Origin of the sequence: Qipengyuania pelagi, from assembly GCF_009827295.1 — a bacterium.
Lineage (GTDB): Bacteria > Pseudomonadota > Alphaproteobacteria > Sphingomonadales > Sphingomonadaceae > Qipengyuania > Qipengyuania pelagi.
The window spans coordinates 47,312-69,521 of sequence record NZ_WTYD01000004.1; the positions used below are offsets into that span (position 1 = coordinate 47,312).

General features: G+C 64.6%; 21 protein-coding genes. 6 read left to right on the top strand and 15 right to left on the bottom strand.

Features of this window, described 5'->3' with window-relative positions; all coding sequences use genetic code 11:
• Nucleotides 1-45: 45 nt before the first annotated feature.
• From GRI47_RS14180 to GRI47_RS14230, 11 genes are all read right to left on the bottom strand, one after another.
• Complete coding sequence (locus GRI47_RS14180) at nt 46-468, bottom strand: Na+/H+ antiporter subunit G (protein ID WP_160662017.1); 423 nt, start codon at nt 466-468, stop codon at nt 46-48.
• Nucleotides 465-734, bottom strand: a complete 270-nt coding sequence (locus GRI47_RS14185) for a K+/H+ antiporter subunit F (RefSeq protein WP_160662018.1) — start codon at nt 732-734, stop codon at nt 465-467. The genes GRI47_RS14180 and GRI47_RS14185 overlap by 4 nt, the downstream gene beginning before the upstream one ends.
• Nucleotides 731-1,216 (bottom strand): Na+/H+ antiporter subunit E, encoded by a 486-nt coding sequence (locus tag GRI47_RS14190; RefSeq protein WP_160662019.1) that lies wholly within the window; start codon nt 1,214-1,216, stop codon nt 731-733. Before GRI47_RS14190 ends, GRI47_RS14185 begins: the two co-directional genes overlap by 4 nt.
• Before the next feature lie 3 nt (nt 1,217-1,219).
• A complete protein-coding gene (locus GRI47_RS14195; protein ID WP_337190711.1) occupies nt 1,220-2,752 on the bottom strand; it encodes a monovalent cation/H+ antiporter subunit D in 1,533 nt (510 codons plus the stop codon).
• Nucleotides 2,749-3,111 carry a Na+/H+ antiporter subunit C gene (locus GRI47_RS14200; RefSeq protein WP_160662020.1) on the bottom strand — a complete coding sequence of 121 codons (363 nt, stop codon included), beginning with the start codon at nt 3,109-3,111 and terminating at the stop codon, nt 2,749-2,751. The genes GRI47_RS14195 and GRI47_RS14200 overlap by 4 nt, the downstream gene beginning before the upstream one ends.
• A complete protein-coding gene (locus GRI47_RS14205; RefSeq protein WP_160662021.1) occupies nt 3,108-5,972 on the bottom strand; it encodes a monovalent cation/H+ antiporter subunit A in 2,865 nt (954 codons plus the stop codon). Before GRI47_RS14205 ends, GRI47_RS14200 begins: the two co-directional genes overlap by 4 nt.
• A gap of 214 nt (nt 5,973-6,186) precedes the next feature.
• Nucleotides 6,187-6,714: a DUF305 domain-containing protein gene (locus tag GRI47_RS14210; RefSeq protein WP_160662047.1), complete on the bottom strand. Its 528-nt coding sequence runs from the start codon at nt 6,712-6,714 to the stop codon at nt 6,187-6,189.
• Between the two features lie 89 nt (nt 6,715-6,803).
• Nucleotides 6,804-7,529 (bottom strand): glutaredoxin family protein, encoded by a 726-nt coding sequence (locus GRI47_RS14215; protein ID WP_160662048.1) that lies wholly within the window; start codon nt 7,527-7,529, stop codon nt 6,804-6,806.
• A 41-nt stretch (nt 7,530-7,570) separates the two neighbouring features.
• Nucleotides 7,571-8,059 carry a DUF411 domain-containing protein gene (locus GRI47_RS14220; RefSeq protein ID WP_419957005.1) on the bottom strand — a complete coding sequence of 163 codons (489 nt, stop codon included), beginning with the start codon at nt 8,057-8,059 and terminating at the stop codon, nt 7,571-7,573.
• Between the two features lie 11 nt (nt 8,060-8,070).
• Nucleotides 8,071-8,697, bottom strand: a complete 627-nt coding sequence (locus tag GRI47_RS14225) for a DUF2231 domain-containing protein (RefSeq protein WP_337190712.1) — start codon at nt 8,695-8,697, stop codon at nt 8,071-8,073.
• The gene (locus GRI47_RS14230; protein WP_160662022.1) at nt 8,694-8,972 is read right to left on the bottom strand and encodes a metal-sensitive transcriptional regulator; all 279 of its coding nucleotides are present in this window, start codon (nt 8,970-8,972) and stop codon (nt 8,694-8,696) included. The genes GRI47_RS14225 and GRI47_RS14230 overlap by 4 nt, the downstream gene beginning before the upstream one ends.
• A gap of 90 nt (nt 8,973-9,062) precedes the next feature.
• Here GRI47_RS14230 and GRI47_RS14235 point away from each other — a divergent pair, with 90 nt between their 5' ends.
• The 6 genes from GRI47_RS14235 (at nt 9,063) to GRI47_RS14260 (ending at nt 18,484) form a co-directional block, all read left to right on the top strand.
• The gene (locus GRI47_RS14235) at nt 9,063-10,910 is read left to right on the top strand and encodes a copper resistance system multicopper oxidase (protein ID WP_160662023.1); all 1,848 of its coding nucleotides are present in this window, start codon (nt 9,063-9,065) and stop codon (nt 10,908-10,910) included.
• Nucleotides 10,910-12,067: a copper resistance protein B gene (locus GRI47_RS14240; protein WP_160662024.1), complete on the top strand. Its 1,158-nt coding sequence runs from the start codon at nt 10,910-10,912 to the stop codon at nt 12,065-12,067. The genes GRI47_RS14235 and GRI47_RS14240 overlap by 1 nt, the downstream gene beginning before the upstream one ends.
• A gap of 206 nt (nt 12,068-12,273) precedes the next feature.
• The gene (locus tag GRI47_RS14245; protein WP_160662025.1) at nt 12,274-13,392 is read left to right on the top strand and encodes an 8-amino-7-oxononanoate synthase; all 1,119 of its coding nucleotides are present in this window, start codon (nt 12,274-12,276) and stop codon (nt 13,390-13,392) included.
• Nucleotides 13,389-14,009 carry a dethiobiotin synthase gene (gene bioD, locus GRI47_RS14250; protein ID WP_160662026.1) on the top strand — a complete coding sequence of 207 codons (621 nt, stop codon included), beginning with the start codon at nt 13,389-13,391 and terminating at the stop codon, nt 14,007-14,009. Before GRI47_RS14245 ends, bioD begins: the two co-directional genes overlap by 4 nt.
• Nucleotides 14,006-15,262: an adenosylmethionine--8-amino-7-oxononanoate transaminase gene (locus GRI47_RS14255; protein ID WP_160662027.1), complete on the top strand. Its 1,257-nt coding sequence runs from the start codon at nt 14,006-14,008 to the stop codon at nt 15,260-15,262. The genes bioD and GRI47_RS14255 overlap by 4 nt, the downstream gene beginning before the upstream one ends.
• 288 nt (nt 15,263-15,550) lie before the next feature.
• Nucleotides 15,551-18,484 (top strand): CHAT domain-containing tetratricopeptide repeat protein, encoded by a 2,934-nt coding sequence (locus tag GRI47_RS14260; protein WP_160662028.1) that lies wholly within the window; start codon nt 15,551-15,553, stop codon nt 18,482-18,484.
• A gap of 79 nt (nt 18,485-18,563) precedes the next feature.
• On the opposite strand, the gene GRI47_RS14265 is transcribed toward GRI47_RS14260, so the two are convergent.
• From GRI47_RS14265 to GRI47_RS14280, 4 genes are all read right to left on the bottom strand, one after another.
• A complete protein-coding gene (locus GRI47_RS14265; RefSeq protein ID WP_160662029.1) occupies nt 18,564-19,151 on the bottom strand; it encodes a hypothetical protein in 588 nt (195 codons plus the stop codon).
• Nucleotides 19,148-20,503, bottom strand: coding sequence for an ATP-binding protein (locus GRI47_RS14270; RefSeq protein WP_160662030.1), 1,356 nt, complete (start codon nt 20,501-20,503; stop codon nt 19,148-19,150). Before GRI47_RS14270 ends, GRI47_RS14265 begins: the two co-directional genes overlap by 4 nt.
• Complete coding sequence (locus tag GRI47_RS14275) at nt 20,500-21,189, bottom strand: response regulator transcription factor (RefSeq protein ID WP_160662031.1); 690 nt, start codon at nt 21,187-21,189, stop codon at nt 20,500-20,502. The genes GRI47_RS14270 and GRI47_RS14275 overlap by 4 nt, the downstream gene beginning before the upstream one ends.
• 104 nt (nt 21,190-21,293) lie before the next feature.
• The gene (locus GRI47_RS14280; RefSeq protein WP_160662032.1) at nt 21,294-22,172 is read right to left on the bottom strand and encodes an SH3 domain-containing protein; all 879 of its coding nucleotides are present in this window, start codon (nt 22,170-22,172) and stop codon (nt 21,294-21,296) included.
• Between the last annotated feature and the right edge of the window lie 38 nt (nt 22,173-22,210).

Below are 22,210 nucleotides of genomic sequence, written 5' to 3' on the forward strand. Positions count from 1 at the left end.
TACTGGAGCGTACCGAGACCGCCCCTGCGCACCCCCTTGCCGGTCTTACTTGCGCGATGTCGCCACCGGCGTGTCGGGCTGCGGCGCATCATAGGTCGACCATCCGGCCTTGCCATCGGGCTCGGGCGGGACTCCGGCCTGCCCCGGCGAGATCGCGTCGTCGCTCAGGCGCAGGCGGTGAAGGTGGACTTTCGCCATCATGTTCGCCGCGATCGGCGCGGTGATGAACAGGAAGAGCGAGATCAGCAATTCCTGCCCGCTCCACTCCCCGCGTTCCAGCCTGAAGAACACCATCGATCCGACCAGCATCGCGCCCACGCCCAGGGTCGTCGCCTTGGTCGGCCCGTGCAGACGCTCCATCAGGGTCGGCAGGCGCACCAGGCCCCAGCTTCCCACCAGCGCGAACAGCGCGCCGAGCACGATCAGGAACGCGGTCACGAATTCGGCGATGGTCCCGAGCCCGCTCATTCCACGATGTCCCCGCGCAGGATGAACTTGCAATAGGCGACCGTGCCCACGAAGCCGACCATCGCCATCAGCAAGGCGGCCTGGAAATAGGTATCGTCGGCGAGCGCGATACCGATCAGCACGATCACGGCGATCGCGTTGATCACCATCGTGTCGAGCGAGATGATGCGATCGCCCACCGACGGTCCGCGCAGCAGGCGCCACAGATTGAGGCAGAGCGCGATCGACAGGCACCCGAAAGCGAACAGGATGGCGTAGTGGATCATCGGAACACCTTTTTCAGGCGTGCTTCATAGCGCGTCTTGATCTTGCGGATATCGGCCTCGTGGTCCGCGCTGTCGAGCGCGTGGACCAGCAGGAAGCCCCCGCAGGCCGAAACGTCGGAGGTGACCGTCCCCGGCGTCAGGCTGATCGTTCCGGCAAGGACGGTGATGGCCTCCGGCGTGTCCAGCCCGATCGGAATGACGAGCCAGGCGGGCCTCAAATCGCGATTGCGCCGGAAGAGGATGATCCAGGCGACTTCGAAATTGGCGACCACGATGTCCCAGATCACGAGCGCGAGATAGGCGAAAGCGTGGAGATACCCGATCCGGGGGCGGCCCGGCCAGAACGGCGCGGTGAAGATCGGGACAAGGATGCCGATCGCGATGCCGACCACCAGCGCGCCGAAGCTCAGCGAGTTCTGGAGCAGCATCCAGACGAGGAGAAGCAGGACAGAGAGGCCGGGATGGGGAATGATGCGGCGCATATCCTATCCCCCGCCCAGCACGGCGCGGGCGGTGGCCGCGCGATCGAGCAATTGCGCCGCGGCGGCATCGGCATAGGCCGTGGCCGGGCCCGCCGCCAGCGACAGGCCGACCAGCAGGGTCAGGATCAGGACGGGCGCGATCATGTCCGTACGCGCCGGGACGTCCAGCGCCCTCTTCCCCTCATCCTTCGGCGCCTCCTTCCAGAAGATCGAGCTGCCCACGCGCGCGAAGCCGATCACGCCCACCAGCGTGGTCAGCAGGATCACTGTCCACGACCAGCCCCAGGAGGGCAGATAGGCCACCGAGTCGAGGATCAGCAGTTTCCCGATAAAGCCCGACAGGGGCGGCAATCCGGTCACGCCGATCGCGGCGATCATGAACAGGAGCGCCACCATCTGGCGATGCGCGAAGACCGGGCCGGGGGTCGCGTGGTCGACGAAGCCCGCGCGCCGCCGCGCGACGATATCGGCGACGAGGAACAGCGCGGCCCCCGCCAGCGTCGAATGGACGAGATAATAGAGCGCGGCGCCCACAGTGTCGGCCTGCCAGCCCGCGACCGCGATCAACAAGGTGCCGGTCGACCCGATGATCGCATAAGCCGCCTGCTCGGACAGGCTGCGTGCCGCGAAGACGCCGATGAAGCCGAGGACCGCCGTCACCATCGCGGCGGGCAGCAGATAGGGTGCGGGCGCCCAGGCGGCTGCCCCGGCATCGTCGCCGAATACCAGCGGCGTGACCCGGATGATCGAATAGACCCCGATCTTGGTCATGATTGCGAACAGCGCCGCGACGGCGGGCGTGGCGACCGCATAGGTGCGCGGCAACCAGAGATGCAGCGGCACGATCGCCGCCTTGATCGCGAAGACGACGAACAGCAGCAGCGCGGCGATGCGCAGCAGCCATTGATCCTGCGCGCCGATCGCAGCGATGCGCACGCCCATATCCGCCATGTTGAGCGTGCCGGTCAACGCATACAGAAGCCCCAGCGCGAGCAGGAAGATCGACGATCCCATCAGATTGACGACGACATACTGGACCCCAGCCTTCAACCGCGCCCTCCCCTGCCCGTGCAGCATCAGGCCATAGGACGCGATCAGCAGCACTTCGAAGAACACGAACAGGTTGAAGAGGTCTCCCGTCAGGAAGGCACCGTTCAGACCCATCAGCTGGAACTGGAACAGAGGATGGAAATGCCAGCCGTCCCGATCGACCTTGGTCACCACCGCATGGATCAGCGCGATCAGCGCCAGCACCGCCGTCAATGTGAGCATGATGGCGGCCAGGCGATCGAGCACGAGGACGATGCCGAAGGGCGCTGGCCAGTCGCCCACCTCGTAGGTCCGCACCGTGCCATCGGCCGACAGGATCAGCAGCGCGATCGCCACGCCCAGAAGCGCGAAGCAGGAGGCGAAACTGACCACCAGACCGGCAGTGCGGCGGCGGACCAGCAGCAGCACGGCCAGCGGCGCCGCCAGAGCGGGCAGGACGACCGGCGCGAGCACCAGCTGGGTGATGAGGGACGGCGCCAGGCTCACTCGCCGCCTCCCGCCTGATCGTCGGTCGGCACGTCATGGCCGTCGACATGGTCGCTACCCGTTTCGAGGAAGCTGCGCAGCGCCAGGATCACGACGAAAGCCGTCATCCCGAAGGTGATGACTATGGCGGTCAGCACGAGCGCCTGGGGCAAGGGATCGGTATAGGTCTCGACGTCATAGGACCAGATCGGCGGCGCGCCTACCACCAGCCTGCCCGATGCGAACAGGAACAGGTTCACCGCATAGGAAAACAGCGTCAGCCCGAGCACGACCGCGAACAGGCGCGCGCGCAGCGTCAGGTAGATGCCACCGGCGACGAGGACGCCGATCGCGCTGGCGACGAGAAATTCGAGCGTCACAGGCCGTCCTCCTCGGGGTCGCGCACCCCTTCGTCGCTCGCGGTCCGCTCGGCATGGGCGCGGGCCGCGCGTTTCGCGATATGGCTCAATTGCGCCAGCGCCAGCATGATCGCGCCCAGCACCACGGCGAACACGCCGACATCGAACAGCATGGCGGTCGCCAGTTCAAATTCGCCGACCAGCGGCAGCGTGAAATAATCGAAGGCGCTGGCGAGGAAACTCGCGCCGAACAGCAGGGCGCCGAGGCCCGTCGCCATGGCGACGAGCACACCGAAGGCGATCAGTGTGTGTTCCGAGAACCGGCGCCGCGCGGTCGTCCAGTCATAACCCGAGGCGAGATATTGGAGCATGAAGGCGATCGCCACGACCAGCGCCGCGATGAAGCCGCCACCAGGAAGGTTGTGGCCGCGCAGGAAGATGAAGATGCCCGCCGTCAGCGTGAGCGGCAGCAGGATGCGCGTTGCCATCACGAACATCACCGGATGGCTTTCCGGCGAATGGGGCATGTCCTCCTGCCAGGTGCGCAGGCGATCGGCGGCATGGCCGCGCGAGGTGGTGGAGAGCAGCGCGTAGATCGCGAGGCCCGCGATCCCGAGCACAATGATCTCGCCCAGCGTATCGAAGGCGCGGAAATCCACCAGCGTCACATTGACCACATTGGTGCCGCCACCGCCCGAATAGCTGTTGGCGAGGTGGAATTGCGAGATCGGATCGTTGGGCTCGCGCGTCAGCATGGCCCATGCCGCCGCCCCGATCGCGGTCCCGCCGAGCGTCGCGATCACCCCGTCGCGCACGCGGCGCTTCGCGCTCGACAGGACGGGCGGCGTCTTGGGCAGGAGGTTGAGCGCGAGCAGCAGGAGCAGGATCGTCACCACCTCGACCGAAATCTGCGTCAGCGCGAGATCGGGCGCGGAAAAATGGACGAAGGCGAGCGAGATCACGAGGCCGATGACGCTGATATAGATGAGCGCGCGAAACCGCTGCCGCTGCGCATGGAGTACCGCACAGGTCGCCGCGATCAGCAGCGCCCAGGCGAGGATGGCGACGGGCGATGCCGGGATCCCTTCGCGCGGGCCGGTGAAGCTGCCCCCCGCGCCCACGGCCTCGATCGCGAAGAGGACGAGCACCGCGACCACCAGCAGCAGCATCCGCTGGAGCGATGGCGCATGGATCGCCATCGTCACCCGGCGCGCCCCGCGATTGGCCATCAGGAGGGCACGTTCGAACAGCGCCTTAGCATCGAGGTGGCGCACCGCCTCGTAGCGGCGCAGGATGGGTGCATAGCGCCACAGGATCAGCGCCCCGATCGCCACCGCCACGACGCTCATGCCGAGCGCCGGGTTGATACCATGCCAGAGGTAGAGCCCGATATAGGGCGCCTCGCCCCCCACCACGGCGGCGCTGACCGAGGCGACGAGCGACCCGGCGATGAGGCCGGGGATCAGGCCCAGCAGGACCGCGATCACGACCAGCAGGGCGGCGGGCCACCACATTCCCACGCCCGGATCATGCGCACGGGCATGGGGTTCGGGATCGCGCGGCTTGCCGAAGAACAGGAACAGGGCGAAGCGCAGCGAATAGGCGACCGAAAGCGTCGCCGCGATCGTCGCGATGATCGGGACCAGCCAGGGGAGGCCAAACAGGCCGACTTCCAGCGTTTCGCCCAGCATCAGTTCCTTGGAGATGAACCCGCCCAAAGGCGGCAGCCCTGCCATCGCCCCAGCTGCGATCGTCGCCAGCGTGGCGGTGACCGGCATCACCTTGGCCAGCCCGCCCAATCGGCGGATGTCGCGCGTGCCGGTCTCGTGGTCGACGATCCCCGCCGACATGAACAGGGCGGCCTTGAAGGCTGCGTGATTGAGGATGTGCAGCACGGCGACCGCAGCGGCGGCTTCGAGCGAGAAGCCCAGCAGCATGACCAGCAGGCCGAGCTGGCTGATCGTCGAATAGGCGAGGATGCCCTTCAGATCATGCCTGAACAGCGCCACCCACGCGCCGAACGTCATGGTGACGAGGCCCACGCTGGTAACGATCACGGTATAAAGATCGGTGCCCGACAGGACCGGCCAGAAGCGCGCGATCAGGAAGACGCCCGCCTTCACCATGGTTGCGGAGTGGAGATAGGCGCTCACCGGCGTGGGCGCGGCCATCGCGTGGGGCAGCCAGAAATGGAACGGGAACTGCGCCGATTTGGTGAAACAGCCGAGCAGGATCAGAATCAGGATCGCGGGATAGAGCGGCGAGGCGCGCACGACATCTCCGCTCGCAAGGATGGTCACAAGGTCGAACGACCCGACCGTCAGTCCCAGCATGACGACGCCCGCAATCAGCAGCAGGCCGCCCCCGCCAGTGATCGCGAGAGCCATGCGCGCGCCCTGCCGCGCCTCGGCCTTGTGGCGCCAGAAGCCGATCAGGAGGAAGGATGACAGGCTCGTCAATTCCCAGAAGATCAGCAGAAGCAGGACGTTGCCGGAAATCACGATCCCCAGCATCGCGCCCTGGAACAGCATCAGGCTGGCGAAGAACCGCCCGGTCGCCTCTCCGCTCGCGAGATAGAAATGGCCGAAGATGACCACCAGCAGACCGATGCCGAGGATCAGCCCGGCGAACATCAGCCCCAAGGGATCGACCATCAGCGAGAGGTCGAGGCCGAGGGCGGGCACCCAGGCGATCGAAGCGGCCGGTATTTCCCCCGCCAGAACGGCGGGCGCGAGCGTCACGAGCAGAATCAGCCCGATCGCGCTCGCCAATGCGGCGAGGCCCGAATGCCAGATACGTTCGCGTCCTCCGGCCACTGCGATCGCCAGCGAGGCGACGAACGGGAGCGCAATGAGCAGGAACAATGTCAATGGTATACCCATCGGCAGAATCGATCACCCAGTGCTGGCATCGGTCGGTTAATGCGCCGCCGCCACCGCTCGCCTGTCGAAACAAACGCTGCGGAAAGCGCGAAAGCGCGTGCGTGCAGGTCCCGTTACACACGCAAATCGCCTCGCGGCAAGAACAACCGAACAAAGACCTGTTTGGGACGGCCCATACGCCCCTTTCCCCAGCGTCCGAAGCCGATCCGTTCCGCTATTGGGCGGGTGCGGTGCGCTCGGCCGCGCTCTGGGCTTCCTTTTTCAGCGTGGGCGTAAGTCTCGTCGTCCGGGCGGCAATCGGCGTGCCGTCGCCCATCTTGCCGTTCGCCTCGATATCCTCGAGCAGCAGCTTCATCTCGGCGATCTCTTTCACCTGTGCCGCGATGATGGAATCGGCCAGCTTGCGGACGCGCGGATCGCTGATGTTCGCCCGCGCGCTGGTCATGATCGCGATCGAATGGTGCGGGATCATGGCCGACATATAGTCCTCGTCATCCACCGTCGCCTGGCTGCGCACCAACCATAGCGCCCCTGCGAACACCACCGCGCCGACCGCCAGGATGATCACATTCTTCTTCGTGTCGCGATACATGCCCCACATGAAGAGCAACATGACGATCATCATCATCCCGCCCATCACGAACATCATCCAGAAGCGCGTCTCGCTCCAGAAGACGTGATCGAGTTCGAAGGTGTTCAGATACATCAGGCCGAACATGATCGCGGTCGAGGTGGCGACCATCGCCATGAAGCGCCAATAGGAGCTGCCGCCGCCCGAGTGGTTGCCTGACTGGTTGGAAGAGTGGTCCATTCCTGCCTCCGTTTTTTCGATTACAACACGATCCAGCCCAGGGCCTTGGCACCCATCCACAGGCCCATGCCGATCATGAACAGGTTCTCGGTCAGGGAGACGAAGCCGAGCGGCACATTGCTGCTACCGCCGACGCAGGCGCATTTGAGTTCGCGCTTGTCGATATAGACCGCCTTGAAGACGCTGACCGCGCCGATCGTGCCGATGAAGAGCGAGATCGGGACCGAGACGACGGGAAGCGCATGGGCCACCATCAATACGCCCGCCAGCGCCTCGCCGAAGGGGTAGATAAAACCATATCGCACCCAGCGGCGCGCCAGGAGGTCGTAATTGAGGAACATGGTCGAGAAGCTGCGCACGTCCTGCAGTTTCTGAATCGCGAGCAGCGCCATCGACAGGCTGACGAACCATTCCACCGCCTGCACGGTGAAAATCGTGTCGAAGACGTACCAGCTGATCGCGAGACCCAGCAGGAAAGCGACGCCGAAAATGGCGATCACCGGCTGGTAACTGGTCTCGTCCTCTTTCCTGACGGACTTGCCGAAATGTTCGCGCAGATCATCGTAGCCGCCGATGCGCTCGCCATCGATAAAGGTCTGCGGCGTCGTCTTGACGCCGTGCTTTTCCTTGAACGCGTCGGTCTGCTCGCGCGTTTCGAGATGATGGTCCTCGATCTCGAAGCCTTCGCGCTTCAGCAGGTCGATCGTCTTGAGGCCGTAGGGACAGACGTGTTCGGGCATCACCATCCGATAGACGGTGGCCTTCCTGGCGGACGGGCTGCGATCGCTCACGATGCGCTCCCATGGCTTGCCGGGTAGCTCGCCCAGACGGTGCGGCCCTCCGGTCCGAAGGCGATGACCTGATAGGCCTGGCGGTGGTCGCCATGCTCCATCCCCGGCGAGCCCATCGGCATACCGGCGACGGCTAGGCCGGTGACCCCGGCGGGGCGGTCCGCCAGCAGGCGTTCGATATCGGCGGCGGGAACGTGGCCTTCGATCACATAGCCTTCGACGATCGCGGTGTGGCACGATCGCAAATCGTTCGGCACGCCGTTCTCGGCCTTGACCGCACCCATGTCGGGATGATCGACCGAAGTGACCTCGTGCTTGTCGCCCTGTTCCATATGATCGGCCCAGGCGAGGCAGCAGCCGCAATTGGGGTCGCGATACATGGTGAAGCTGGCGGCCTGCGCGGCGCAGGCGGTAAGCGCCGTGCCGATGACGAGCGCGCCCGCGAGCGAGCGGCGGGCCATGGCGGATCGTAAGCTGTCGATCATCGAAGTTCTCCTTAAATTCCAAGTCCGAGGTGGCCGGGCCCCTGCGCCAATTCCGCGCCCCAATAGCCCTGCGCCACCAACGCCGCTGCAATCAGCACGATGACGATTCGGAACGCCCCGCGATCGGCGCGAAACGCCAGCAGCGCGGCGAGCGGAGCGGCAAGCGCCAGTCCCGTCCCCGTCCAGCGATGCCAGTGCATCGTGGCACCCCCGCCGAACCAGATGCCTGTGTGGATCCAGCCGAACAGGGCAGCGATCACCGCGCCCGCGGCGCCTGCGACCGTCATCACATTGGCGGCCTGCGCCAGCGGGGCCGACGACCGGGCCACGGCCAGCATCTCTACCAGCGCCGCCACGATGAGGAGCGCGATCGGAAAATGCACCGTGGCGGGGTGCAAGCGCGTCAGGACCGAACCGCTGGAGGAGGCGTGCTCGCTATCCGCGCGCGGCACCTCCGGCGTCTCGCTGCCTGGCGAGGCCGGTCCGTCGCTGTCCTGCGCGGATGCGGCAGGTGCCTCCGTCCCGACCGGCGCCTTTGCCGCGCCGTGCTTCTCGCCGCCATGCGCGACAGCGGGCTGCGCGAGGATCGCCAGGATAAGAACCAGCGTGGCGGCCATCCTATGGAAGAGGCGCGTCACCGCTTCGCCTTTTCGAACAGATCGATCAACTCGCCGAATTTGCGCCGCTGCTCGCTCTCGTCGCCGCTGGCGATGGCTTCAGCCACGCAGCATCCGGCATGGCGCTTCAGGATTTCGCTTTCCGCCCGGCCCAAAGCGGCCTTCACCGCCTGCAACTGGGTAAGGATGTCGATGCAATAACGATCGTCCTCGACCATCTGCGCGACCCCGCGCACCTGGCCTTCGATGCGGCGCAGGCGGTTGAGGACCTTCGTGGTTTCGGGCGTGGCAGCCATGATCGGCCTTTCGATCGGAAAGCCTTCGCGGCCTTCTTGCAATACTGTAGGGGGGTATATATGTCGCCTCCCCAAGGAGTTGCAAGCCCGATGTCCGATCTGATCCTTTCCCGCCGCCGCCTGTTGGGTGCAGGCCTGCTTGGAGCAGGTATGCTGGGCACCATGCCCGCCTGGGCACGCGGGGCCTCGATCCACCATGGTGGCGCGATCCGGTCCGGGTTCGACGAGGTTTCGGGCGCGAGCATCGATCTGACCGTGGGCGAAGGAATGCATACGGTTCAGGGGTGGCGCGGCCATGCCATCGCCGTCAATGGAAGCGTGCCCGGCCCGCTCGTGCGCCTGAAGGAAGGCACGACGGTACGCCTCAACGTCCACAACACGCTCGACGAGGATACCTCGATCCACTGGCACGGGCTGCTGCTCCCCTTCCATCTCGACGGAGTGCCGGGCGTCAGCTTTCCGGGCATCGCGCCGGGCCAGAGCTTCACCGCCGAATTCCCGGTGCGGCAGGCGGGCACCTATTGGTGGCACTCGCACTCAAACCTGCAGGAACAGGCCGGTCATTACGGGCCGATCGTGATCGATCCCGCCGGACCCGATCCGGTGCAGGCGGATCGCGATTACGTGCTGCTGCTGAGCGAGTTCACCCCGCTCCACCCACACACGATCATGGACAAGCTCAAGAAGGGCGAAGGGTACTTCAACCACCAGCAGAACACCTGGACCGACGATTATCCGCTGTCTGGCGAGGACCGGCGGATGTGGGCGCGCATGCGCATGATGGCGACCGATATTCTCGACGTGACCGGTTCGACCTACACCTATCTCGCCAACGGACACGGCCCGGAAGAAGGGCTGGAATATCTCTTCAATCCCGGCGAGCGGGTGCGCATCCGCGTGATCAATGGCAGCGCAATGAGCTTCTTCAACATCCGCATTCCCGGCGCGACGATGTATGTGGTGGCCGCCGACGGGTTGAACGTGCGCCCGGTCCCGGTGCAGGAATTCCAGATCGGCACGGCCGAGACCTACGATATCGTGGTGGAACCGACCGGCGAGGCGATGACCATCGTCGCCGAAGCGATGGACCGGTCCGGCATGGCGGTGGCGACTCTGGCTAGCAGGCCGGGCGCCCGCGCGCCGGTGCCCGCACTGCGCGATCCGCCGCTGCTCACCATGGCCGATATGGGAATGAACCATGGAGCCCATGGCGGCGGGATGGACCACGGCAGCATGGATCATTCCAGCATGGACCATTCCGCAATGGACCATTCCGCAATGGGCCATGCCATGCCCGCCCAGACCTCGGCGACCGAGCCGATGGACATGTCCGGCATGGATATGGGCAGCATGAACATGCGCGATACGTCGAAGCTTCCGCCCACCGTCAAGATCGGCCCCGGAATCGACATGGTGTCGATGAACCCCGTCGATCGCATGGGCGATCCCGGCCTGGGCCTGGACGACGTGCCGCATAAGGTTCTCACCTACAAGGATCTCGTGGCGCTCGAACCGAACGACGATCTGCGCCGCCCGTCACGCCAGATGGAAATCCATCTGACCGGCAATATGGAACGCTATATGTGGTCCTTCGACGGCAAGAAGTTCACCGCCGTGAGCGACGATCCGATCCGCTTCGCCTATAACGAACGTGTCCGTGTGAAGCTCGTCAACGACACGATGATGGCACATCCGATCCACCTGCACGGCCATTTCTTCGAACTGGTCAATGGCGCGCCTGCCGACCGGCAACCTCAGAAGCACACGGTGATCGTGCAGCCCGGCGGCAGCGCCACCTTCGACCTCACCGCCGACGAACAGGGCGACTGGGCCTTCCACTGCCACCTGCTCTATCATATGCATTCGGGCATGTTTCAGATCGTGACGGTCGCCAAGCCGCCATCTGCCCCCGATGTGAAGCGGGTGGGAGAAGACTGATGCGCCTGATCGTCGCCATGCTGCTGGCGGGCACCGCCGCCCCGGCCTTCGCGCAGGACCATTCGGGCCATGCAATGCCCGCCGCGCCATCACCTGCCCAATCCGAATGCGAGAAGGAAGCTGCACGCCATCGCGCCATGGGCCACCCGGTGTCCGAGGGAGCGTGTGCGCCCGCGACGCAACCGGGCGAACCCGTCTCCGCCGATCGGCACGACGGCCATTCCGACATGGATCATTCGCAAATGGACCATGGCCAGATGGAGGCAATGGACCATTCTGCGATGGATCATCAGGCGATGGACCACGGAGCCATGGATCATGCAGGGATGCAATCGTCCGGCCAAGCGCCGATGGACCATCAGGCGATGGATCACGGAGCCATGGATCATGGCACCGTGGACATGACCCCCATTCCGCTAGGACCGCCCCCGGCTTCGGCCGGATCGGGACCGCCTAGCGCCGCCGATGCGATCTGGGGCGCCGAAGCGATGCGCGCCTCGCGCGAGGCCCTGCGCGCCGAGAATGGCGGAATGAAAACCTTCTGGTTCCAGGGCGACCGCGCCGAATATCGCGCACGGGAAGGTGGCGATGGCTACCTGTGGGACGTGCAGGGCTATTACGGCGGCGATCTCGACAAGGTCTGGTTCAAGAGCGAGGGCGAAGGCACATTCGGCGAAAGCCCCGAAGCCGCTGAAATCCAGGGATTGTGGAGTCATGCGATCGGCCCTTGGTGGGACTTGCAGGCTGGTGTCCGGCAGGACCTGACCGGTCCCGAACGCACCCATGCCGTGATCGGTGTGCAGGGCCTCGCGCCTTATATGTTCGAGGTCGACGCGGCCGCTTTCCTGTCGACCAAGGGCGATCTGACGGCACGTGTCGAAGCCGAATTGGACCAGCGCATTACCCAGCGCCTGATCCTGCAGCCACGCGCCGAGGTGAACCTGGCAGCGCAGGACATCCCCGAACTGGGTGTCGGAGCAGGTCTCGATTCGGTCGAGCTCGGTCTGCGTCTGCGCTACGAATTCGCCCGTGAATTCGCGCCCTATATCGGTGTCGAACAGGAGTCGAAGGTGGGCCAGAGCGCCGATTACGCCCGCGCGGCCGGCGAGGATCCGAGCTTGACCAATTACGTCCTCGGGATACGCTTCTGGTTCTGAACGCGGAGGTCCAGAGCCTTTTAGGTCAGGCCGGTATGTACCCGCCACGATCAGCGGTCATCGGATCGATCAGAATGTGAGGTCGGCAGCCAGCAGATCGTGGGCGGGAACTGGGCCGACGGCGGCCTGTCCGATTTACGGGCATAACCTGGCAGAGCGGACACTGCCCTTGCAGCGCAGCGCAGCTCTCGTAAGTGGCCGCTGTAATGGACGCGAATTTCTATGAGAATGATCTGGAACGGCTGGAGAACTCGGGGCGTCGCCGCACGCTGACCGAAGCGATTGGCCGCGATTTTTCCTCCAACGACTATCTCGCCTTGGCTGGATCGACCGCTCTGCGCACTGCCGCTGCCGAAGCGATCGCTCGAGGCGTCGGGATCGGATCAGGGGGATCGCGCCTCCTGCGCGGCAACTCGCCCGAACATATCGCGCTGGAAGCCGATGCAGCCCGGTTTTTCGGCAGTGAGAGCGCGCTGTTCGTGGGTTCGGGCTATGGCGCCAACTCCCTCATCCTTTCGACCCTGCCCCAGAGGGACGACCTCGTGCTGCACGACGCGCTGATTCACGCCAGCGCACACGAGGGTATGCGACTGTCACGCGCCCCATGCCAAAGCTTCGCGCATAACGACGTCGACGCGGCAGCGGATGCTATCAAAAAATGGCGGGCACGCGGTGGACGAGGAACACCGTGGATCGCAATCGAAACGCTTTACAGCATGGATGGCGATGTCGCGCCGATTGCCGACTTCGCTGCCCTTGCCGACAGAAACGGGGCGATGCTGCTGATCGACGAGGCCCATGCGGCGGGGATTTGCGGACCCAAGGGGCGCGGATTGGCGGCGCAATTGCAGGGGCGGGAAAACATCGTCACGCTGGCGACCTGTGGCAAAGCGCTGGGGTGCGAAGGCGCGCTGATCCTCGCGCCTGCCATACTGCGCGATTTTCTTGTCAATCGGGGGCGCGGATTTATCTTCTCGACCGCGCCATCCCCGCTGATCGCCGCGATCGCCCGCGAAAGCCTGGCCATCGTGGCGCTTGCCGATGATCGGCGCGACCGGCTGAATGAACTGATCGCGAAGGCGGGATATCATTTCGGTCCGCTCGGTATTCCATCCAGCGGCACGCATATCCAGCCCGTGATCGTCGGCGAGGATGCTCGCACGATGCACATCGCGGCGACCCTGCGGGATCGTGGCTTCGATGTGCGGGGGATACGTCCGCCCACGGTTCCGGCAGGGACCGCACGCCTGCGCATTTCCATCACACTCAACACCGACGAGACCGAGATCGCCGAACTCGCCGTTGCGCTGGGAGACTTGCTTTGAAGACCATCGTCGTCACCGGGACCGATACCGATATCGGCAAGACAGTATTCGCTGCCGGTCTCGCCAGGGCTTTGGGAGGATATTATTGGAAGCCGATCCAGGCCGGACTCGATGACGGTAGCGACAGCGCGCGGGTCGCCGATCTCGGGGTTCCGGCTTCCGCGATCATTCCCGAAGCCTATCGCCTGACAACGCCATGCTCACCCCACCGCGCCGCCGAGCTGGACGATATCGCGATCGATCCGTCCCGCCTCGCATTGCCGAGCCTCGAAGCGCCATTGGTGGTCGAAGGTGCGGGTGGCGCGCTGGTCCCGGTTACTCGCAATCTGCTCTACGCTGACCTCTTCGCGCAATGGACGGCGCCGGTCGTGATCGTCGCCCGCACGATGCTCGGAACCATCAACCATTCGCTTTTGACCATCGAGGCGCTTCGCGCGCGGCGCGTTCCGATACTCGGCATCGCGTTCGTCGGCGATCCGCAGGAGGAAAGCGAAGCGACCATCTGCACGATCGGCAATGTCGAGCGTCTGGGACGGCTCGCCAGACTGGACCCGCTCAACGCCGATACGCTTTCCCGCGCCTTCGCGGCTGGATTTTCGGAAGGGACATGGGGATGAGCCAGTCCCCGGTATGGCACCCGTTCACCCAACACGGCTTGCGTGAACCGATACCGCACATCGCGCGAGCGCAGGGCGCGGTGCTTCACACGGAGGACGGGCGCGAAATTATCGACGCGATCTCTTCCTGGTGGGTGACGACGCATGGTCATGCCCACCCGCGGATTGCGGCGGCGATCGCCGAACAGGCCGCAGTCCTCGACCAGATCATCTTTGCAGGGTGGACCCACGCGCCGGCTGAAAAGCTTGCGAAGAGCCTGCGCGAGATCATGCCTCAAAGCCTGACGCGCGTGTTCTTCTCCGATAGCGGATCGACCAGCGTCGAAGTCGCGCTGAAAATGGCGCTTGGGTACTGGCTGCATCGAGGCGAGGCACGGCATCGCATTGTCGTGATGGAAAACGGCTATCATGGCGATACGATCGGAACGATGTCGGTCGGGGCGCGCGGAGCATTCAACCAGGCATACGAACCGCTGCTGTTCGACGTGACTTCGATACCGTTTCCGACACAGGGTTCCGAACAAATTTCCCTCGACAGGCTTGAAGAAGCATGTCGGGCCGATGCGGCAGCATTCATTGTGGAACCCCTGATGCTGGGGGCGGGTGGAATGCTCATGTATTCCGCGCAAACTCTTGCGGAGATGCGCCGGATTTGCGCGCAATTCGGCACTCTCTTCATCGCCGACGAGGTCATGACCGGTTGGGGGCGAACCGGCACATTGCTCGCGTGCGAACAGGCTGGGATCGAGCCTGACATCCTGTGTTTATCGAAAGGGCTCACAGGCGGAGCCATTCCGCTGGCAGTGACGATGGCAAGCGAACCGGTGTTCGATGCGCATTGGAGCGATGACCGGGCGCGGATGTTCTTTCATTCGTCGAGCTACACCGCCAATCCCATCGCCTGCGCTGCCGCGAACGCCAATATCGCGATCTGGCGAGACGAGCCGGTGATGGATCGGATCGACGAATTGGGGAAGCGGCAAGCCGAGCGCCTCGACAGGCTGGCGTCACACGCACTGGTTCACAACCCCCGCCGGATGGGCACCATCACCGCCTTCGACGTAGGCGAAGCGACTGGCTACCTCTCCGATCTCGCCCCGCGCATGTTGGCATTGTTTCGCGAACGGAACGTTCTGCTCCGCCCGCTTGGCAATACGGTCTATGTCATGCCGCCATATTGCGTCGATTCAGGCCAATTGGACCAGATCTATGAAGCCATCGAACACGTCTTGAACGAGATTGCTGTTCGCTAGCGACCTTGGAATGTTCTGACGTCGAAACTGGGCCGTAAGCGGACCATCCGCTGATAACCGGAACTCAGGCAAAGGTGCGGCGAACGAAATCACGTCTTCGCGGGCAGTGTTTGGCGCCACTAACCTTGGGCGGCTGTCGCTTGCCTATTAAAGGTCTCTGCGCGCTGATGCGACGCGCCCCGGCTGATCCTCCTAAAGCGCAGACACACTGCAGCTTTCAGCCAGCTCGATTTGCAAATCGAACCTGGAGATTTAAGGTGCCGTGGTCGTGGGCTTGGGGAGGCATCGATGACGCATTTTTCGAAGCTCGGATGGTTTGCTGCGGCGACAATGGTGGTTCCCATGCCCGTCACGGCGATGGACACCTTGGCAGATGAAAATGACGCCGTCATCGCCGCGCTGGACAATGCCATCGATGCCGCGACTGCGCGGGATGTTTTCAATACGCCTGAAACCGAGCTCGCCGTCTGGGAGAGGCTTTATACGAGAGCCAGGGGCGCAGACCATCCCGCCGACCTGATGGCGCGCGCGGCCCTCGGATATGGTATCGCGCTCTATTACAGCGAAAGATACGAAGAGGCCGAAGCCAGGGTCGACGAGGCGCGGACACTGGCGGCAACGCTCGGACAGGCGGCCGATCCCTGGAGGTATCGGCTGCTGAGCTACGCATCGCTCGTCGCCGGGGAGCGCGGCAAGCAGGACCAATCGAAAGCCTTCGCCGAGGAAGCGCGCGCTTCGGCCAAAACCCTGTATGGTGAAGACAGTGCGGAAATGGGTCTGGCACTCAACGCCACCGCGCTGACGCACTGGATCGCGGGCGACCTTCCCGCGGCGCGCGATGCGATGTGCCACGCCGCCGACCTCGCCGAGGCACACCTCCCTGCATCCGATTACATGGTGTCGAACAACATGTTCTCCTGCGCGGTCGCCGAGAGCATGGTCAGCGATGACGACGATAAAGTCATAGAGTATCTCGCGCGGGCATCGGCTTTCGCGCTCGCGAACCTTCCGGCGGACCATTCGCGCATGGGCTATATCTTCAACAGCCACACGAACATGATGGGTCGTCTGGGCCGACATGGCGAGGTCGAGGCGCTGTCGCGCAAGGCAATCAACCTGTATGCCGATGCCGGGCTGGGGGACACGCTGGTGGTCCTCAACGTCCATTCGACGCTGTCGGGCAGCCTGCTGGCACAAGGCAAGCTCGAACAGGCGCTGGATGTGGCGCTTGCCCTCATCGAGAAAGCCGAGCGGAGATCGGCCCTTTCATCGCCCGGCCTCATCCCGCAAGCGCATGGCAATGCCGCACAAGCCTATATCGGGATGGGGAAGCTGCGCGAGGCCGCGGACCATCTTCGTGAGGCCATCCGCCTCTATCAGACGGAAAAGTCCGAGATGCTGGGCATGGCGACCAGCCAGATGCGCGCCGCGCTCGTGCTTCAGAAGCTCGGAGAGCGGGAGCAGGCGGCGGAATACTTCGCAAGCGCGCTCGAAACGGGCGCGGACCCCGGAAAGCTCCCGGATCTGAGGCGTCCATCCTTCGATTTGTTCCGCGCCCAGTATCTCGTGCGCGATGGGCGTCCGCAAGCGGCGTGGGCGGTGGCCGAGCCGATGGCCAGAGCGCAGGCCGAGCGTTTCCTCAGCCTGTCAGCAAAGCGTAGCGAGCTGGTCGCCCTGCAAGGCACGCTGGCTCCGGCCATGGCGGAGACCGCCTATATCGCGCTGCTCAACGACAAGCCCGACGAGGCATTTCACTTCGCTCAGCTCGCTTTGCTATCGGAGCTGGCCTTGGCCGATCTGCAGTCCGGGATGCGCCTGTCGAACGATCGTCCCGAACTGGCCGCGCTGGTCGGCGATTTGCGGCAGGCCGAGCGGAAATCTCTCGGATTCCAGAAACAGCTTCGCGAAATGGGGGCGCAGGAGCAGCAGGACAGGCTGGCGCAGGAGGAAGAGGCCAATCAGGCGCACATCCAGCAGCTGAAAAGCCGGATCGCGCGCGACTGGCCGCAATATACTGCTTTGCTGACACCCCGAATCGCAAGTCTGGATGAGGTTACCGCCGCTCTGCGACCGGGCGAAATGATGGCCTTGCCGATCGCGCTCGGCGACCGCATGGTTTCCGTCCTGATCGATCGCGATGGGCTCGACTGGGCCGAGACGGATATTCCTGCGGCATCGTTGCGCGCAGACGTGCGGTCCTTGCGACAGGCCTACGACTTTTCCGCAGCCGATACCGACCTTGCGGACCAATTTCCCATAGAGGCATCGCGGCATCTCCACGATGCCCTGTTCCCACCCGCGCTCGCACCTAAACATAAGGCTGCGAACCGTGTCTTCATGCCGGCGAGCGGGGCATTCGCGACCATTCCGGTAGCGAGCCTGCTGACGCGAGATTTTGACCGTTCGCTCGAGCCGCGAGATTGGCCGTGGCTGCTGGCGGACAAGAGCGTTCAGGTGCGCGTGAGCCTGTCTGACAACAAGGAAACACCGCCGGAGAGGCGCGCCGAAATGCGGTTCTTCGGGATTGGCAATCCCGCGACAGGTGCTGTGAGCGCGCCCGCATTCGCTGATACGGAATCGCGACCGGGCTTGTCCGACCTGTTCCGCGGGACGCCCGATGCCAGAGCCCTCGCCGACCTACCCGCCCTGCCGGAAACGGGCGAGGAATTGCGCGAGATCGCGCGGGCGCTGGGTGAAGACAGAGGCATGGTCCTGACCGGCGGTAACGCCACCGAAGCAGCCGTCCGAAAAGCCGACCTCAGCGCATACGATGTCCTCGCCTTCGCGACGCATGGACTGGTCAGCGGCGAGATCAACGGGCTGATCGAACCAGCGCTGGTTCTGACGCCGATCGAAGGGGATGGGAGCGAGAATGACGGTCTTCTGACAGCGTCGGAGATCGCCGCGCTTCAGATCGACGCCGATTGGGTGATCTTGTCGGCTTGCAATACCGGCGCAGGCGACAGCGCCTCTTCGCCGTCCTATTCCGGGCTGGCGCGGGCCTTCCGCCAGGCTGGCGCGCGCTCGCTCCTCCTGTCGCATTGGCGTGTGCGCGACGATGTCGCCTCCCGTCTGACCGTCGCGACCGTTCGGAATGCCGCGCGGGGAATGGACCGGGCCGAGGCCTTGCGGCAGGCACAGATCGAGCTGATGCGCGATCCCGATCTACCCGAAGCTGCCAATCCGGCGGTCTGGGCACCCTTCGTCCTGATCGACGACTGACACGCGCCGGACGGCTCGCCCAGTAACCTAAAGCCCGGTGACCTAAAGCCCAGTAACCTAAACCCCGGAGACCCAAACCCTAGTCGACGACGAGGTAGACCCTTGCCGCCTCCGCCGAACGATTGGCGAGGCGAATGGTGTAGCGCGCCGAATAGGCGGGCAGCCAGCGGCACGTCGCGCTCGGCGCAATCTGCGTTTGGCAGACCGTATTGCCTTTCTTGTCCAGGATCAGGAAGCTGACCGGCGTTCCGCCTCGGGCCGCAGCAGCGACTTCCGCCGCTTCCCCGGCGAGGAAGAGCTGTTCCAGCTCGACCGCACGCAGACCTTCGACCACGGCCCGACGATATCCCCGGCCCAGGGCGCGACCGCGCAAGGGCGGCGAGGCGAAAGAGGATTGCGCGCGCCATTCGGCAAGCGGATCGTCCTTTGTGCCATCGATCGCCTTGACACCACTTCGGTCAAGGGCAGCCACGATGCGGTCGCGGTGCTCCCCCTGCCCGGCGGCATCGGCCTTGACCAGCATACCGGCGATCCGCTCGGCGTCGCTCGCATTCGCTGAAGGGGCGACAGGAGCTGCCGCAACGGAAGCCCGCTCCGGCGCGCAGCCGGAGGCGAGGGCGACGGCACAGGCGAGGATGGGAAAGGGAAACCGGTCAGGAACAATCATACTTGCCTCCGCTCGTCCATCGCAACTTCGAAACGAGCCCCCCGGTCCGCGTCGATCAGGCGCAGCTGCCAGCCATGCCGTTCCGCAATGGCACGCGCCAGTGCCAGGCCGAGGCCCGCTCCGTTCTCGCCGTGCTCGTGCGCGGAGCTGCGATAGAAGCGCTCGAAAATCCGCTCGCGATCCGGCTCTGGAACGCCGGGGCCGTCATCCCGGACGACCAGCCGTGGCCCCGGTTCGAGAACGAGCTCGATCGTGCCGCCCGCGGGGACATATTTGAATGCGTTGTCCAGCAGATTGGTGATCAGCCGTGCCAGATGTTCCGCTTCGCCATCAACGGTCACGCCCGGTGCGATGTCCCAGTCGAAACGATGCCCCGATTCCTCTGCGCTATCGCAGTAAAGCTCGCAGATACTCTCGCAAAGCGCGCTCAGATCGACCGGTTTCAGACCGAGCTGATCGCCCTGCCGGGCTTGGCTCGCAGCAATATCGAGCAGGCTTTCGAGCGTGGCGATCAGCGACCTGATATCCTCGCGCGCCGCCACCAGATGCCGGGCCGTGGCCGGGTCGGGATCGGAACCGAGTGCCTTGACCAGCTTGCCATCGAGATGCGTCAGGGGCGTGCGGACTTCGTGGGCGATCTGGTCGGAGGCGTTGCGATAGGACACCATCAGGCGCTTCACCCGGTCGAGCACAGCGGCAGAATGCGCAGCCAGCTCGTCGATTTCATCGAACCTGCGATTATGCATCAGCGGAACGAGCGCACTCGTGTCGGTGGATTCGAAAGCGGCGTTGATGCCAGCGATACGGCGCTGCAGACGCCTCGTGGCAAAGCGCGCCGCCAGGCCGACCAGCAAGACGAGCAGCAGGCCGCCGCCCAGAAACGCGAACCCCACCCGGCGTAATAGCGGGCCGGTATCCTCGATCTCGTGCGCGACCAGCAAACGCAGATCGGGCCCCAATTGCGTGGCTCGCGCCAGCGCTTGTGTCGTCCTGCCGAGTGTTATGGTGCCGCTCTCGGAGATCGCCGGATCGAGATCGGGCCAGGCGCGGATATCTCCGGCCAGGCGGGCCCCGTTTTTTCCTGTCAGAAGATAGTGCGGCCGTGCGCCGTCCACGGGGACCAGCGCCAGCCTGTCCGCAATCCGACTGGTCAGCTCGCCGACCCCTCCGCTGGAATGGATATCCACGAGGCCCGCCAGATCGACATCCACCGCATTGCGCCCGGTCTCCTCCAGCGTCGCGCGGATGGTCTGGTCGGTGATGAACCAGAGCCCCGCGACAAGCACGACCGCGACCGCAAGCGCGGTGGCGACAAGCCGGGAAAAGATGGACGTGCGGTCCTGCAAGATCACCTGCCGTCCAGCAGGCGATAGCCCGATCCCCAGATCGTCTCCAGCGCGGGCGTGTCGAAGCCGTCTTCGAGCTTGCGCCGCAGACGCCCGATATTGACGTCGACCACGTTCGTCTGCGGATCGAAGGACATGTTCCAGACATCCTTCAAGAGCATCTCGCGCGTCACCGTCTCGCCGGCGTTTTCGATGAAGTACCGGAACAGTTCGAATTCACGCGGGCTCAGCGCCAGGTGCCGGTCCTGGCGGAAGGCGGTGCGGGCTTTCACATGGCATTCGAACGCGCCGTAAAGGATGACCGCGCTGTGTTCGCGGCCCGATGCGCGGCGGTGCAGAGCCTGGACGCGTGCCTGCAATTCGCAGGCTTCATACGGCTTGGCGAGATAATCGTCGGCGCCCGCCTCAAGCCCTTCGGTGCGGTCGGTCGTCCGGCCCAGCGCCGAAAGCATGAGCACCGGTGTGCCGACGCCGCTTTCGCGCAGGCGATGGACGATGGTGAGGCCATCGATATCGCCCAGCATCCGGTCGAGGATGATGATGTCGAAATCTTCCATCCCCGCGCGTAGCAGTCCGCCGGAACCGGTGGCCTCCCACGTCACACGATCGCCGTTTGCGGAGAAAAGCTCCTGTATTTCGGCGGCCGCGCGTCGGTCGTCTTCGACATACAGGATCGATAGCGCCCCACTCATGCCGAGTAGCCTCCCCTATTGCCCGCCGTCCGCGACGCATGGGAATGTGCCATCGTCGCAGAACGGGGGCAAGCATACGGCATGGATCGGATCGGTACCGAGGGTCAGCCGAGATCCTCGACCGAAACCCAGCCTGTCGTGCCGTAATCGTCCGCGACCTCGATGAAGAGCCCTTCGCGCTGTCCGGTCGGAGTCAGGCGGGTGCCGCTGCGCAGCGCCCGAATCTGGTCCGCCCCGGCGGACGGGCCGGCGCGCAGGACGGTATCGACGGCGACGCTGGCCGCAGCGTTTGCTGGCGCACTCGCCGATTGGGCAGCAGGACGTACGGAAGCCGCGATGGCCGCCTTCTGGCCGACCACTTCGTTGAAGGCCAGGATGACCGCTTCGGCCATCATCTTTCCGTTCTTGCTGTTGCCATAACCCGCCGCATTGACTCCGGCCGACCAGGCTGTGGCGCCGCCGAAACTCAGCGAACTCTTCTTGACCGTGCCCGAACCGACCGCAACGGCCTGTCCGGTGGCCGGGCTGAGCAGTTTGATACCCGCCGCCACGCGCTTCTTCTTGCCGCCGAGGCCACCGAAAGCACCCAGCAGGGCACCTGCGAACGGCACTTTGCTCGCAACGCTGGTCAGCGCGCCGGAACGAAGCAGGCCTTCGGTCACGGCCGTCTTCGCGATCGAGATCGACTGGTCGACCTCTTCCGACGATCCGCCGATGACGTTCATGAGGAAATCGGCAGGGACGCCGCTGGCATTGCTGTGCGGGGTAAAGCAGCCCGATTCGATCGCCAGCGAATTGACCAGTTCGCGCGGGCTGCCGAGGCCGAATTCGGTCCAGCCCTGCGTGTCGCCATCGACGACCGCGATCGTGCCCAGGCTGGTCTCGCAACGCGCCAGTTCGACATCACCCTTCTTCGCCATTGCGGGCGAAGCGGCGGGAATGAGCAGGGCGGCGGTTGCGAGCAGTGTGACGGCTTTCTTCATGGCAATTCCCCTCTGTGTGACGATGGCTCCTTATCGCG

What these genes read in the sequence shown, in the direction of transcription:
- GRI47_RS14180 (WP_160662017.1), bottom strand. Translation starts at nt 468, where the DNA reads ATGAGCGGGCTCGGGACCATCGCCGAATTCGTGACCGCGTTCCTGATC.
- GRI47_RS14185 (WP_160662018.1), bottom strand. Translation starts at nt 734, where the DNA reads ATGATCCACTACGCCATCCTGTTCGCTTTCGGGTGCCTGTCGATCGCG.
- GRI47_RS14190 (WP_160662019.1), bottom strand. Translation starts at nt 1,216, where the DNA reads ATGCGCCGCATCATTCCCCATCCCGGCCTCTCTGTCCTGCTTCTCCTC.
- GRI47_RS14205 (WP_160662021.1), bottom strand. Translation starts at nt 5,972, where the DNA reads ATGGGTATACCATTGACATTGTTCCTGCTCATTGCGCTCCCGTTCGTC.
- GRI47_RS14210 (WP_160662047.1), bottom strand. Translation starts at nt 6,714, where the DNA reads ATGGTCGCCACCTCGACCGCGATCATGTTCGGCCTGATGTATCTGAAC.
- GRI47_RS14215 (WP_160662048.1), bottom strand. Translation starts at nt 7,529, where the DNA reads ATGGTGATGCCCGAACACGTCTGTCCCTACGGCCTCAAGACGATCGAC.
- GRI47_RS14220 (WP_419957005.1), bottom strand. Translation starts at nt 8,059, where the DNA reads ATGATCGACAGCTTACGATCCGCCATGGCCCGCCGCTCGCTCGCGGGC.
- GRI47_RS14230 (WP_160662022.1), bottom strand. Translation starts at nt 8,972, where the DNA reads ATGGCTGCCACGCCCGAAACCACGAAGGTCCTCAACCGCCTGCGCCGC.
- GRI47_RS14235 (WP_160662023.1), top strand. Translation starts at nt 9,063, where the DNA reads ATGTCCGATCTGATCCTTTCCCGCCGCCGCCTGTTGGGTGCAGGCCTG.
- GRI47_RS14240 (WP_160662024.1), top strand. Translation starts at nt 10,910, where the DNA reads ATGCGCCTGATCGTCGCCATGCTGCTGGCGGGCACCGCCGCCCCGGCC.
- GRI47_RS14245 (WP_160662025.1), top strand. Translation starts at nt 12,274, where the DNA reads ATGGACGCGAATTTCTATGAGAATGATCTGGAACGGCTGGAGAACTCG.
- GRI47_RS14255 (WP_160662027.1), top strand. Translation starts at nt 14,006, where the DNA reads ATGAGCCAGTCCCCGGTATGGCACCCGTTCACCCAACACGGCTTGCGT.
- GRI47_RS14260 (WP_160662028.1), top strand. Translation starts at nt 15,551, where the DNA reads ATGACGCATTTTTCGAAGCTCGGATGGTTTGCTGCGGCGACAATGGTG.
- GRI47_RS14265 (WP_160662029.1), bottom strand. Translation starts at nt 19,151, where the DNA reads ATGATTGTTCCTGACCGGTTTCCCTTTCCCATCCTCGCCTGTGCCGTC.
- GRI47_RS14275 (WP_160662031.1), bottom strand. Translation starts at nt 21,189, where the DNA reads ATGAGTGGGGCGCTATCGATCCTGTATGTCGAAGACGACCGACGCGCG.
- GRI47_RS14280 (WP_160662032.1), bottom strand. Translation starts at nt 22,172, where the DNA reads ATGAAGAAAGCCGTCACACTGCTCGCAACCGCCGCCCTGCTCATTCCC.